Origin of the sequence: Natranaeroarchaeum sulfidigenes, assembly GCF_017094485.1 — an archaeon.
In the GTDB taxonomy this organism is placed as follows: domain Archaea; phylum Halobacteriota; class Halobacteria; order Halobacteriales; family Natronoarchaeaceae; genus Natranaeroarchaeum; species Natranaeroarchaeum sulfidigenes.
Genome location: NZ_CP064786.1, coordinates 2,940,020 through 2,952,066, shown reverse-complemented (window position 1 = coordinate 2,952,066; position 12,047 = coordinate 2,940,020). Strand labels below are relative to the sequence as shown.

The following is a 12,047-nucleotide window of genomic DNA, read 5'->3' as shown; positions in this document are numbered from 1 at the left end:
GGCACAGGTAAAGGCTCCGCGTGGTGATCACCGCGCTGGACTTCCCGGAACGGATTTACGCTTGCTGGGCACGAAGGCGTGCTGCCTCCGCGATACCGGCGTTGGCCGAACAGCTCGGACACGCAAAGATCCGTCCGTATTCGTCAGCGAAGACGCGCTCGAAACGCTCTGAGACGTGCGCGTTACAGTGGTCACACGTGGGCATTGGGCACAACCGGCACAGGTAATGCCGGCACCGAATCTTATGTTCTGTCGCACTATATACTTTTCTAAATCGCCATCGATATCTCCCACAACGGAAAGTTTGTTTTCAGAGTTGTAAAGTCCGATGTCGTGTTGGGCCAGCTCAGAACAACTGATGCCCCCGGTAATCGGAGGGGTATGGGTGCGTCCGTGCAATCGCGCGGACTACTCAGAGTCGAGGATCTAGTAGTGGATCTCTCCTGTTTGTGTTTATATCATGGAATAGTAGGAGTATGTATGGCTGTGACCAGTGCTGGACAACCGTGAGAGGCCCGCTCAGCGGTCGATTTGGGAACGCTTATAAAGTGTGATTTTCAATCTGAGTCCGTATGGCAGATCTAATTGTCAAAGCCGCCGTGAAGGAAGCGCTCGACGACAAGAACGTTGCATCGGACTTCTACGAAGCACTCGACGAGGAAGTCGACGAGCTCCTCGAAGACGCCGCCGCACGCGCCGAGGCCAACGACCGGAAGACGGTCCAGCCTCGCGACCTGTAATTCGGTTCAAACGGTTCCGATTTTTTGTGTCACTCGCGATCGACAGCGTCGGCTACAGCCGCTCGACCGTCACGCCCTCTGCGGTTCCGATATGAATCTCGTCAGCGAGGTTCACGAACAGTCCGTGCTCGACGACGCCCGGCAGCATCGATAGTTGCTCTGCGAGCGTGTCCGGTGTCTCGATCGGTCCGAACTCACAGTCGAGGACGACGTTACCGTTGTCCGTGATGACTGGTCCGTCCTTCCGTTCCGCGCGCCGGAGCGACGGCTCCCCGCCCAGCGCCCGTATCTCGTGTTCCACGACGGGTCGGGCTGCTGGCAGCGTTTCAACCGGAACGGCGCCGTCGAGCGTTTCGGCGCGCTTGCTCGGATCGGCAACCACGAGGAATCGATCGGCTGCGGCGTCTACGACCTTCTCGCGAGCGTGAGCACCTCCACCGCCTTTGATCAACTGTCCGTCAGAAATCTGGTCTGCACCGTCGATCGCGAGGTCGACGCCCGGAACCTCGTCGAGGTCGACGACCGGGATCCCCTCCTCGATCGCTAGCTGTCGGGCCTGGAACGAGGTCGGCACCCCCTCCACATCCAGACCATCTCTGATCTGGTCTCCGATCGCTCTGATCGCGTGGGCTGCGGTGCTTCCGGTCCCGAGCCCGACGACCATCCCGTCCTCGACTGCAGTCGCGGCGTGCTCTCCGGCCCGACGTTTCGCCCCTCTCGATCCGCCTGTGTTTTTCATACCCGTCACTGCACAGGCAGACGGCAAAAACGTTTGAGGTCCTGCCGGTTCGTCTGGCGAACTGGCGACACCGACTACGTCCGGCGGGGTGTGTCGCGCGACGGCCATCCCCGCCGGAGCCACATTCAGCGCATGGTCGGACGTCGCCGCTTTCTCGGATATAAACTCCCGCCAGTGATCAGCGGGCGTCGAGCGCTCCGCGGATGTCCCCAACCAGCTGCTTTGCCTCCTCGACGTGTCCGTCCGCCGACGGGTCGCCCGTCCCGTCGACTTCCGAGAGCAGCCTGTCGACGTGACTGATCCGTTCTTCGAGCACGTCGGGGGAGACGTCGGTTCCAGCGATATCTCCGGCGACAGCGTCGGCTTCGCCGATCCAGCGGCTGGCCTCGCGTTCGACCGGTCGCTCGGCGGTCGCTTCGAGTTCCCGGGCCAGTTCCTCGACAAGCCCGTAAACGTCTTCGTCAGTCATTGAGCCGGTCCAGTACTTCGTCGGACTCGTACGCGAGCGAGAGTGCACGCGAACGTCCACGTCCCTCGATCTCGGCGTACTCGGTCTCGACGATACCGAGCTTTTCCAGTTTGTTGACGATCTCCGAGTATCGGGTGTAGCCCAGATCGGTGCGGTCGTTGAAGACGCTGTAGACCTCGCCTGCCTGCTCGCCGTCGTGCCCGGCAATGACCTCTACGAGCGTCTGTTCGTTGTCGGTGAGATTGTTGAGGTTTCGCGAGAGGTGGATGTATTTGGACTTCTCGTAGGCGTCTTCGGCGTCCTGGACGCTGATGGTCCGACTGGCGCGCATCTCTGCGTTCAGGCCAGCCCGCCGGAGCAGGTCGATTCCCACCCGGAGATCGCCGCTGTTGGCAGTGAGTTCGGCGACACGTTCGAGCACGTTCGTAGTAACGACGCCCTCGTGAAAGCCCCGTTTCGCGCGCTCGCGGAGGATGTCGAGGATCTCGCCCTCCCCGTACCGGTTGAAATACACTTCCTCGGGTCGGAAGACGCTCTGGACCCGGCTATCGAGTTCGTCGATAACCTCCAGATCGGGATCCGAGGAGATGACGATCACACCGATCTTCGCTCCGGTATGTTCCTCGTGGGCACGGAGCAGCGAGTAGAGGGTATCCGACGCCTCGTTCTCGTAGAACAGGTAGTTCACGTCGTCGAGCGCGACGACGAGTACCTCCTCGTCCTCCACGAGCCTATCAGTGATCTGGGTGAACAGTTTCTTGAACGAGATCCCGCTGGTCGGTGGCTCGTAGTCGAACACGCCCTCGAACAGCCGGGAGAACACCGAGTATCGCGTCCCGTTGACCTGACAGTTCACCCGGACCGTCTTGATATCAGTCTGGGCGCGGAGTTCACTGAACAGTTTCTGGACTGCGGTCGTCTTCCCAGTCCCCGGTGGACCACGCACCATCGCGTTGAGCGGGCGCGAGCCACGTACTGCGGGTCGAAGCGCGTACTTGAGGCTCTCCATCTGGCCCCCTCGGTGTTTGAACGTCTCCGGAACGTAGTCGATCTCGAAGACGTGCTCGTCCCGAAAGACAGTCTCGTCCCAGCCGAGCATATCGTCTTCGGGATCGTCACTCATCACTTTCACCACGCTTGCGAATCCACTTAACCCTTCGGCAGTCAGGCGTCAGACGGCGGAGAACGGCTGTCCTGGCGCGGATCGGTCCGGCGCGTCTATTACACTCCACGGGAGCTCCTCGTGTCACTCGAACTTCTCTAGCAGTGCCGTGTAGAACTCGGTATCGTGCTCCCCGGCGAGTTTCTCGACGATCAACTCCGGTGTCGAGCGCGCCAGGTGGTCCTTGACCGGCGAGCGGTTCACCTGCAACTCGCCGTCGACCAGCCCCTCGGCCTCGATACCGTCGACCGCCACGTCGAAGGTGGCCGTCTCGCGGATTTCGCCCGCGAGGTGGGAGACGAAGACGGCTGTCGCGCCGTTCTCGTCGAGCGCTTCGAGGATGCCAGCGATGATCTTCGCGCTCGCGCCCGGTTCGGTGATGCTTTCGAGTTCGTCGACGAGAACGAGACTTCCCGCACCGCCAGTAGCCAGCCCTGCGAACTCCCGGACCGTGCTCTCGAACGCCCCGGCGTCGAGGGTTCCCTGAGTCTTCGCGTGGTAGTGCAGGTCCTCGAAGCGGTCGACGCGGGCCGCGTCGGCGGGCACGGGCAGGCCCATGTGCGCGAGGATCGTCACTGCGGCGACCAGATCGAGTGTCGACGTCTTGCCCCCCGAGTTCACGCCCGACAGGAGGGCGACGCCGCCGATCTCGTAGTCGACGGGATCGACGTCCTCGATCGGGACATCCAGCAGGGGCGAGCGTCCTCCGTCGATGGCGACACGCCCCTCGTCGCCACCGAAGTCGGGCATCGTACAGTCGAAGTCGTCAGCGAAACGGGCAACGGCGAGTTCGACGTCCAGTTCGAGCGCCGCCCGGACCAGTGCCTCGGCATCCGCGCGCTCGTCGGCTAGCTCGCTCGCGAGGTCGCGTTTGAGCCGGGTGGCACGTCGATCCCGTGTGGTCTTCAGCTCCTCGCGCAGTCGTGAGATCGCTTCCTCGTTGCGCTCGACCGGGAAATGCGGATCGTCGCCGAACGTCCGGCGGGCGATGTCTGCCTCACCGCTGTCGAGGTCGAGCGAGCCGATCAGCTCCTCGCGGGCGTCGTCGACCGCCTCCGCGTACTCGTCGGCCAGTTCGCGGGAGAGCAACGAATCGACGCCCGCGCCCTGTTCGACCAGCGAGAGCAGGTCGGCCCCCTCAACCGTGACGTCCTGCTCGCGGATCGACTGGCGGAGGTGATCGTTCGCCACGCTCTCGGCGGTCGAGACAGCGGCGTCCAGATCATCGACGGCGGTCGAGAGTCGGTCGAGTTCGTCGTCGCCCGCGACAGTTCCGTCGGTGTCGAGGCGGTCGAGTGCCGTCTCCAGCGCGTCCAGATCGCAGGGCGGCTCCAGATCGGTCAGTCGGTGGACGCGGATCGCCGCCCGTAACCGGTCGCGGTTCGCTGCGAAGAAGGCCAGCGGACGCTCGGGGACGATGTCGACCGGCTCGTCGAGTGCCGACGGGTTCACCCGCACGTCCCCCTCGACGTCGACGCCGGCGAATGCCTCGTCGATGGCGATAACCGTTGAGTAGCCCCGGGCGAGTTCGGCCAGCCCGCGGGCGTCCTCGACGACCTCGACGCTCAACTCGGGGATCGCCTCCGTGGCTTCCTGATACCGCTCGGCGTCGGTCGTCGCCAGACATCGGTCCCGGACCCGCACGTCGCTTGGCTCGTCGAGCGGCTTGACGGCTTCGAGCGCGTCGAGTGCCTCGGCGTCGGCCTCTCGTTCTATTGCTGCCTCGACGAAGGTCCGGACCTCCTTGACCCGACTCTCCGCACTCGTGGGGAAGAACGTCTCCAGCCGTCGCTCGGCGTAGGTCGTCACCGTTCGCTCCTGGAGCAGCGAAAGCAGCTCGCGATAGATCTCCCCGGCCCGGTTCGTCGCGAGAAACTCCCCGTTTGCGCCGTGTTCCTGCCGGATCGCGCCGCGAGCGATCCGGGCCGCGCGTCCCTGAGTGATTCCCGGTGCCTGCGAGAGCGCCGCGACATCGCCGGTCTCCAGCGCCCGCTCGGGGTCGTCTAGCTCGGCCAGCGCCGTCGCTGTCTTCTTGCCGACGCCCGGGATCGCCTCGAACTCCATCACTCGCCACATTCGATGCGACCGAGAAAAAGGTCCCGGCGTTGGAGGTTCGAGTAGCAGGGTGTTTCGACCCGCTTCGAAAGTTGTAGTGCTTTACTTTGAAATCTGTAGTTTTATACTATAACTCTCGAAGTGTAGCCCGCTCGACGGGATCTGTCCATCGACACGGGGTTTTTGTCGTTCGGACCCCGACGTACCGGTCGTGCCCCCCGAACAGAACGCACTCGGCGGCGATCTGGAACCATGTAGTGAGGATCCGATGACTGGCTACCTGCGGGACGGTTGCTGTCGGGATGTCGACGGCGACCCCGGCCGTCACGAGCTGTGTGCGGTGATGACCGAGGAGTTTCTCACCTACTCGAAGGCGCAGGGCAACGACCTGATCACGCCCCGCCCCGAGTTCGAGTTCCCCGGACTGGAACCGGGCGACCACTGGTGTCTCTGTATCGATCGATGGGTCGAGGCGAAGGAGGCCGGCGTCGCGCCGCCGGCCGTCCTCGAAGCGACAAACGAGTCCGTGCTCGATACGGTACTGTTCTCGACGCTGCTCGAACACGAGTACGAAGAATAGCGAGCCGGTGTCGATGATGTGTACCGAACGCACGACAGCCGCTCACTCATACGTTTTCAGGCGGGCCAACGTATCGATGCGCACTCGGACGGACTGATCACTCACGTCCGGACGCGCTCGACGGTGTAGGTCAACGCGATCTCGTTGGTGTTCTGTTCGTCCGCGTACCGTTTCGCTTCCGTTCGCGTCTCGAAGGGGCCCGCGACCTGATCGCCGTCGAGCGTCACGTAGTACTCGCTCATTGGGTCGACTGGGTGAGGGAGTGGCAAAACAATTGTGGCCCGATCGTGGTGGCAGACTGCCGGTCAGTCCTCCACAAAGCCGATGTCACACTCCCGCCCCAGCGTCACCTCGTCACCGTCGACCTCGATCTCGGTCACCGCGCAGTTCCCGACGTCGATGTCTCTGATCGTCTCGACGATGTCCAGCCCGTGTATCTTGCCGAGGATGACGTGGATCGGGCCGCCGTGGGTCACGACGACAATGGTCTCGTCGCCCACGCTCTTCCGGAGTTCGCCCCAGGCATCGCGCACGCGACCATCGAAGTCCAGCCAGCTCTCGCCGCTCTCGGGCGTCGCGCTGGCTCCTTCATACCCCGATTCGAGCACCGAGAACTCGGGATAGCCCTGAAAGAGTTCGGCGTACCCGAGCCCCTGCAGGACGCCGAAGTCCCGCTCGCGCCACGCCCGGTCGGTCGTCACGTCATCGGTATCGACTGCACGGCGGATCTCTCGGAGGGTTTCGACCGTGCGCCGGAGATCCGAGGCGATGAGTCGGTCGATATCGTACTCGGCTGCCAGATGTCGACCGAGCGTGGTCCCCTGTTCGCGGCCGCGGTCGTTCAGACCGACCGGTGCCCAGCCCTGTACCCGATGCTCGTCGTTCCACGCCGTCTCGCCGTGGCGTACCAGCACGACAGTTCCCATCGCCGCTTCGTTCGGACGCCCCCGGAAAGTACCTTCGCGTCGCGGCGAACTGGTGCCCCGACGCTCTGGACCGGTTCTGTTGAACGATCGATCAGTTCCTCCGCGATATGCCGACCGAATCAGATGTCCGTACGGAACTGCTGGACGTGCGGGCGAATATTGGGTGATTCTATACACTCCTTATCCTCGCTGTGTTTCACTCTACCAATGGAAGACGCGGAGCTACCTGCCGAGTGGCACCGGGACGAGCGGTACGATCGACTTGCACGCCGATCCGGAAACGATCCGAAGTACGTGGGCTACGTTCACGACTCGGGTGACGCACGGGTTCACATTGCCTTCCCCGAGGCCGAAAGCGGCGACGACGGTGCGTACACCGTTTTTGTGACGCTGTTTCCGTACACCAGGCTTTCTGAGGCAGCGACGGTGCGTGCCGTGACGACCAGAAATCGCTCCGAGGAAATCGCCCGCCAGTTCATGAAACTCTTCGACGGCGTCTACGACGGGCCCAGCACCATCGAGGACGCTATCGAGTACGCGCTCGAACGAACGCGCCCGCCGGACATCGCCGACACGTCGTTGTTAAACGACGAGGGACAGCGGTAGCCTACCGGCCGGTCCACTTGACCAGCAGGAGCGTCCCCTCGAACAGGCCGACCATCGTGATCGCGACGATCAGTGGGGCCATCCCGGTCGGATCGGGGCTGAAGAGGAACGCGATGCCGAGGAAGGCCCCCCAGAAGTAGAGCCGGTGCTCGGTAAGCCACTCGCGGGAGGTGATTCCCATCATGATCGCCAGCATGACACAGAGCGGGATCTGGAACACGACGGCCATCAGCCCGAGCATGGTGATGATGAGACCGAAAGTATCCCGCAGCCCGAAGGCGACGTGCATCTCTTCAGCTCCATCCGAGTAGTACAGAAAGTACTCGAAGAGGCCGGGGAGGATCAGGTAGTACGCGAAGGCCATCCCGACGATGGCGAGCACGAGACTCGTGGGTACTGCCGCGAGGTAGTACCGGCGCTCGTGGGGGTAGAGTCCGGGGCGCATGAACAGGTACGTCTGATAGACGGCGATCGGAAGTGCGAGTGCGAGTCCAGCGATACTCGCGAGTTTCAGCTCCGTGAGCTTGTGTTCGAGCGGCCCGTAGACGTGGGGTGCTGCGATATCGGTCTGTGGCAAGATGTCGTACCACATGTGAATGATGACGTCCGATGCAAACGGGAACACCGCCAGTGTCACTATCGCGGCGGCAAAGAGGACGACGGCAAGCCGCTGAACCATCTCCTCGATATGCTCCGTCAGCGGCATCTCCTGGTCGTCCGGTGGCGTTGTGGGCTCGTAGCTCCCCGACTCCTCCGACTCCGGCACAGTCATCTCCGATGTCGCGTGACTACCGTCCGTCCGGGCCTGCCCGGACATGTCGGCGTCCGGATCGTGGGCAGTTGCCGGACTCGTCTCCTCGTCGCTCTCTGGATCCTCGGAGACACTGTTATCGGCGTCTTTCTCGTCGACCTCGATGTCGTCCGGCTCTTCATCGCTTTCGCCGTTCACGTCCTCGTCGTCGTCAGCATCCGCTGGCCCTTCCGAGCCGATTGCCGATTCCGTCTCGGATTTCGCCACTCTGGCACGATCCCGGGCGGGCTTCGATCGATTACCCCAGTTCGTCGCTGCGGCGTTTTCGTCGTCGGGCTCGGAATCCATACGCCCGTCTGTCGATCCTTCGTCGATATCGGGCCCGTCGCCGCCCCAGTCGTCGGCATCCGCGTCGCTGTCCGACGACTCGTCGGGTGCGTCCCGGTGCTCGTCGTCGGGGAGGTCCTCGCCGCCCTCCTCGGTCGGATCCTCACCCATCTGATCGAATGTAGGGCCACGGTCCGTTATAGGCCTTTTTACTGCATCCCCGAGGAAGAAGATTGATAACGGCCAGCGGTTAAGACCCGGTAGTCCATGAGTTCGGCCGTCGACGAAGACACGGCCCAGACGATCGCCGAAGGGCGCGAGACGATCGGTGGGATCCTCACTGGCGCACAGAAGCATCTCCAGAAGGCGTTTATGGCCTTCGTGATCGGGATGATGGCGACGATCTGGGCGATGCGGATCTACGTCTGGGACTTCCTCGAAGCAAACACGACCTCCCGGATGAGCGAGGCGGTCGCCGCTAACACCGACATCGTCGTCAGGACGCCCTTCGACGTCATTCTCCTGCAGATCAAGATCGGGCTGGTCGTCGGCGCACTCTGTACGATTCCGGTGCTCGTCTACTACGGTCGCGACGCGATCCTCGAACGCGCAGAGGAGTCGATCCCGATCAACCAGCGACGCATCGCCGGGTTCGTGATCGCCATCCTCGGGCTGTTCGTCGGCGGGATCGTCTACGCCTACGCCTTCTTTTTCCCCTTCATGTTCGATTTCCTCGCGACCAACGCGACGAACGCGGGGATCAAACCCAGCTACGGGATCGTCAGATACACCGAGTTCATCATCCTGCTAACACTCTCTTTTGGTCTCGCTGCACAGCTTCCGCTCGCGATGGCTGTGCTTTCCTATACTGAAATCGTCTCCTACGAGACGTTCCGCGACAAGTGGAAGTACGCCGTGCTCGGGATCTTCGTCTTCGGGATGATCTTCTCGCCGCCGGACCCGTTCACCCAGATCATGTGGGGTGTCCCGCTGGTGACGCTGTACGCCGCAAGTCTCGGTCTGGCGAAGGTAATCACGAACATCAAACGGGCCGGGCAGGCCCCCGATCCGGTCGAGTCCGGGAAGTTCCGCCGAAAAGCAGGGGTGGTTGGCGTCGCCACGATCAGCGTCTTCGTGTCGACACTAGCGTTCCTCGCGCTGGGCGGTATCGAACTCCTCAACGCCCAGTTGCTTCCGCGGCTTCCCGACTTACTCCATCCCGGCAGCGATATCGCTGTCGGCGGGACACTCGCTCAGACGATCACCGCCCTGCAGGCAGGGATTCTCACGGGGCTGCTCGGGATTGCCTATTACACTCTCGAAATCCTCAAAGCCCCTGTCCAGCCGAAGTACTCCGAGCGTGGGGTCGGCGGCCCGGCTCCGGCGAGCGCGGGCGACCCGGCCGAGATCGACCTGGGTGAGCTCGACGCCGCGGGTATCCGGTCGGCACCCCCAGAAGCGTTCGCCGAGTTAAGTGAAAACGAGGCGCTGGGCCACGCACAGACGGCGATGGAGGCCGACAACCCCGAGAAGGCACAGGCGATCCTCGACCGGTTCGATGAGGCTGAGGAGGCCCGCGAAGCGGCCGAGGACGCCGACGCGGCGACGGCAGATACCGATGGAACGCCTGACGAAGAAGACGACTCGGATATCGTCACCGACACTGCAACCGGAATGCTCAACCCGTTCTTTTCGGAGGAGAAGGACGAGGACGACATCGGCGGCTACTTCTACGATATCCGCTTTATCGTCGAGAGTCTGACCTCGAAGATGTTCCGCATCTTCGGCGTCTTCACCGTCGTCTTCGTCGGTCTGTTCATGTGGCTGTACTCCGGTGGAATCGGCCTCATCCGCGAACAGTTCCTCGCCCGGGTCCCACCGGAGCTTCGGACCGAGGTTCAGGAGGCGACGGGTGAGGGCGTCGCACGTCCGACCTATCTCCCCGGCGTCGAGATCAACGAGACGTTCGCAGCGACCGACGAGGTCATCGCGCTCCATCCCGTAGAGGTGCTGATCTTCGAGGTGCAGGTCAGCGGTATCATCGCTTTCATGGCGGTGCTCCCGATGATCCTCTATTACGCGTGGCCTGCCCTCGAGGAACGAGGACTCGTCAGCGACAACGCCGGATCTCGCAGCGTCTTCTACACCTGGGGGGCGTATCTCTTCGCTAGCCTGATCGGCGGGAGCCTGCTCGGCTTCTTCTTCATCGCCCCCGCGATCATCTCCTGGCTGGTCGCCGACGCGGTCGACGCCGGGATGATCGTCGCCTTCCGGCTCAGGAACTTCTTCTGGATGGTCTTTTTCCTGACCGCCGGGATCGGCCTGCTCGCGAACATCCCGATGACGATGTGGCTCTTTGCCCGGAACAACATCATCTCCTTCGAGGCGATGTACTCTCGCTGGCGGATCGTCACGATCACGATCTTCGCGCTCTCGGCGGCGTTCTCGCCCGGCGGCCTCTTCACAATGCTGTTGCTCGCCATCCCGATCGCGCTCGCCTATCTGATCGGGCTGGCGATCCTGTGGATGCTCACGCTGCCCCGTCGGAAACTCCGGCGAGGTGGCACACCGTCGTAGCGCCGCCGAGCAGTGGCCCGGTTCCTTTGGCTCCGGCGGTCGGCATTCTTAGTATCCCCGGGTCGTATCCTTACGTATGCCAAAGATCAGCGTCGAGATTCCACAGGAACTGCTCGAAGATCTCGATGACCACGTCGGTGATGAGGGAAAGTACGTCAACCGCAGCGACGCGATCCGCGCGTCGATCAGAAAGAACCTGGATATCCTGGACGAGATCGACGCTCGCCACGGTCGCCTCGAATCTGAGAACTGATCGATCCGCTCCGACGAACTAGTCGGTGCGTTCGGCGAAGCCAAACTGCGGCTTGATGTCCTCGATCCGTACGTCGACGGTCTCGCCGATTTCCGTGTCGGGGACGAACAGTCGAAACCCCTCGACGCTGGCGATGCCGTCTCCCTTGCTCCCGATGTCCTCGATGGTGACCGTCACCTCGTCACCCACGCGGACCGGCGCTGTCAGGCGGTCTTTGGCGACGAGATAGATCTCGGAGGACTCATCCCGGGAGGCGTCCGGCGTCATCGTCCGAACGTATTTGAACTCCGCTTCCATGTCCTCTCGGAGCGGGTCGACGTCCTGCCCCTGGAAGATCTTCACGGCGAAGTCGCCGCCGCTGTCGAGCACTTCCAGGGCAGTCTCGAACGCCATCCGTGCGAGGTGTGCCGACCGTGCCGCGTCGAGGTTGTACTCGCCGGTCATGTTCGGAGCCATATCCGAGATGACGACGTCGACATCGCCTGCGACCTCCCGGACCTGTTCGCGGCTGTCCTCGTCGGTCATGTCACCGCGAATCGTCTCGACTGTCGCGTCGGTCTCGATGTCGTCGATTCGCTGGCGGTCGACGCCGATGACGGTGCCATCAGCACCCACTTCTTCGGCCGCGACTTCCATCCATCCGCCCGGGGCTGCCCCGAGGTCGACGACCACGTCGCCCTGTCCGAGGAGGTTCTCCTCGCGGTCTAGCTGTTTGAGCTTGAACGCCGATCGTGACCGATAGCCCTGCTGTTTCGCTCGATTGTAGTATTTGTCTTTCCGTGGCATCTGATTGGGCGTATTTGACCGTCCGAGCGTTTACGCGCTTCGCTTGGTGGCTCTGCGACATCAAGTGGGCCTCACG

14 protein-coding genes are annotated in these 12,047 nt (G+C 62.8%); 5 read left to right on the top strand and 9 right to left on the bottom strand.

Annotation, left to right across the window (positions count from 1 at the left end; translation table 11 throughout):
* Nucleotides 1-55: 55 nt before the first annotated feature.
* Nucleotides 56-205 carry a DUF7563 family protein gene (locus AArcS_RS15390; protein WP_238478302.1) on the bottom strand — a complete coding sequence of 50 codons (150 nt, stop codon included), beginning with the start codon at nt 203-205 and terminating at the stop codon, nt 56-58.
* A 367-nt stretch (nt 206-572) separates the two neighbouring features.
* Between AArcS_RS15390 and AArcS_RS15385 the strand changes: the two genes are divergently transcribed.
* Nucleotides 573-740, top strand: coding sequence for a DUF1931 family protein (locus AArcS_RS15385; RefSeq protein WP_238478301.1), 168 nt, complete (start codon nt 573-575; stop codon nt 738-740).
* A 52-nt stretch (nt 741-792) separates the two neighbouring features.
* Here AArcS_RS15385 and rpiA read toward each other — a convergent pair whose 3' ends face one another.
* From rpiA to AArcS_RS15365, 4 genes are all read right to left on the bottom strand, one after another.
* A complete protein-coding gene (rpiA, locus tag AArcS_RS15380) occupies nt 793-1,479 on the bottom strand; it encodes a ribose-5-phosphate isomerase RpiA (RefSeq protein WP_238478300.1) in 687 nt (228 codons plus the stop codon).
* Nucleotides 1,480-1,657: 178 nt separating this feature from the next.
* Nucleotides 1,658-1,948 (bottom strand): DUF8152 family protein, encoded by a 291-nt coding sequence (locus AArcS_RS15375; protein WP_238478299.1) that lies wholly within the window; start codon nt 1,946-1,948, stop codon nt 1,658-1,660.
* A complete protein-coding gene (locus tag AArcS_RS15370; protein WP_238478298.1) occupies nt 1,941-3,071 on the bottom strand; it encodes an ORC1-type DNA replication protein in 1,131 nt (376 codons plus the stop codon). Before AArcS_RS15370 ends, AArcS_RS15375 begins: the two co-directional genes overlap by 8 nt.
* A gap of 123 nt (nt 3,072-3,194) precedes the next feature.
* Nucleotides 3,195-5,174 carry a MutS-related protein gene (locus AArcS_RS15365; RefSeq protein WP_238478297.1) on the bottom strand — a complete coding sequence of 660 codons (1,980 nt, stop codon included), beginning with the start codon at nt 5,172-5,174 and terminating at the stop codon, nt 3,195-3,197.
* Between the two features lie 202 nt (nt 5,175-5,376).
* Between AArcS_RS15365 and AArcS_RS15360 the strand changes: the two genes are divergently transcribed.
* Nucleotides 5,377-5,745 (top strand): DUF2237 family protein, encoded by a 369-nt coding sequence (locus tag AArcS_RS15360; RefSeq protein ID WP_238478296.1) that lies wholly within the window; start codon nt 5,377-5,379, stop codon nt 5,743-5,745.
* Between the two features lie 101 nt (nt 5,746-5,846).
* Here AArcS_RS15360 and AArcS_RS15355 read toward each other — a convergent pair whose 3' ends face one another.
* A complete protein-coding gene (locus AArcS_RS15355; RefSeq protein ID WP_238478295.1) occupies nt 5,847-5,987 on the bottom strand; it encodes a hypothetical protein in 141 nt (46 codons plus the stop codon).
* 63 nt (nt 5,988-6,050) lie between these two features.
* Entirely contained in the window at nt 6,051-6,671 is a 621-nt protein-coding gene (locus tag AArcS_RS15350) for a histidine phosphatase family protein (protein WP_238478294.1), read from the bottom strand.
* Between the two features lie 207 nt (nt 6,672-6,878).
* On the opposite strand from AArcS_RS15350, the gene AArcS_RS15345 reads away from it, so the two are divergent.
* Entirely contained in the window at nt 6,879-7,277 is a 399-nt protein-coding gene (locus tag AArcS_RS15345) for a hypothetical protein (protein WP_238478293.1), read from the top strand.
* A gap of 1 nt (nt 7,278) precedes the next feature.
* Here AArcS_RS15345 and tatC read toward each other — a convergent pair whose 3' ends face one another.
* Nucleotides 7,279-8,526 carry a twin-arginine translocase subunit TatC gene (gene tatC / locus AArcS_RS15340; RefSeq protein ID WP_238478292.1) on the bottom strand — a complete coding sequence of 416 codons (1,248 nt, stop codon included), beginning with the start codon at nt 8,524-8,526 and terminating at the stop codon, nt 7,279-7,281.
* A 96-nt stretch (nt 8,527-8,622) separates the two neighbouring features.
* On the opposite strand from tatC, the gene AArcS_RS15335 reads away from it, so the two are divergent.
* Both AArcS_RS15335 and AArcS_RS15330 read left to right on the top strand, forming a co-directional pair.
* On the top strand, nt 8,623-10,932 hold the full coding sequence (locus tag AArcS_RS15335) for a twin-arginine translocase subunit TatC (RefSeq protein WP_238478291.1): 2,310 nt from the start codon (nt 8,623-8,625) through the stop codon (nt 10,930-10,932).
* Nucleotides 10,933-11,008: 76 nt separating this feature from the next.
* Nucleotides 11,009-11,185, top strand: a complete 177-nt coding sequence (locus AArcS_RS15330; protein WP_238478290.1) for a ribbon-helix-helix domain-containing protein — start codon at nt 11,009-11,011, stop codon at nt 11,183-11,185.
* 18 nt (nt 11,186-11,203) lie between these two features.
* Here AArcS_RS15330 and AArcS_RS15325 read toward each other — a convergent pair whose 3' ends face one another.
* On the bottom strand, nt 11,204-11,971 hold the full coding sequence (locus AArcS_RS15325; protein WP_238478289.1) for an RlmE family RNA methyltransferase: 768 nt from the start codon (nt 11,969-11,971) through the stop codon (nt 11,204-11,206).
* Nucleotides 11,972-12,047 lie beyond the last annotated feature (76 nt).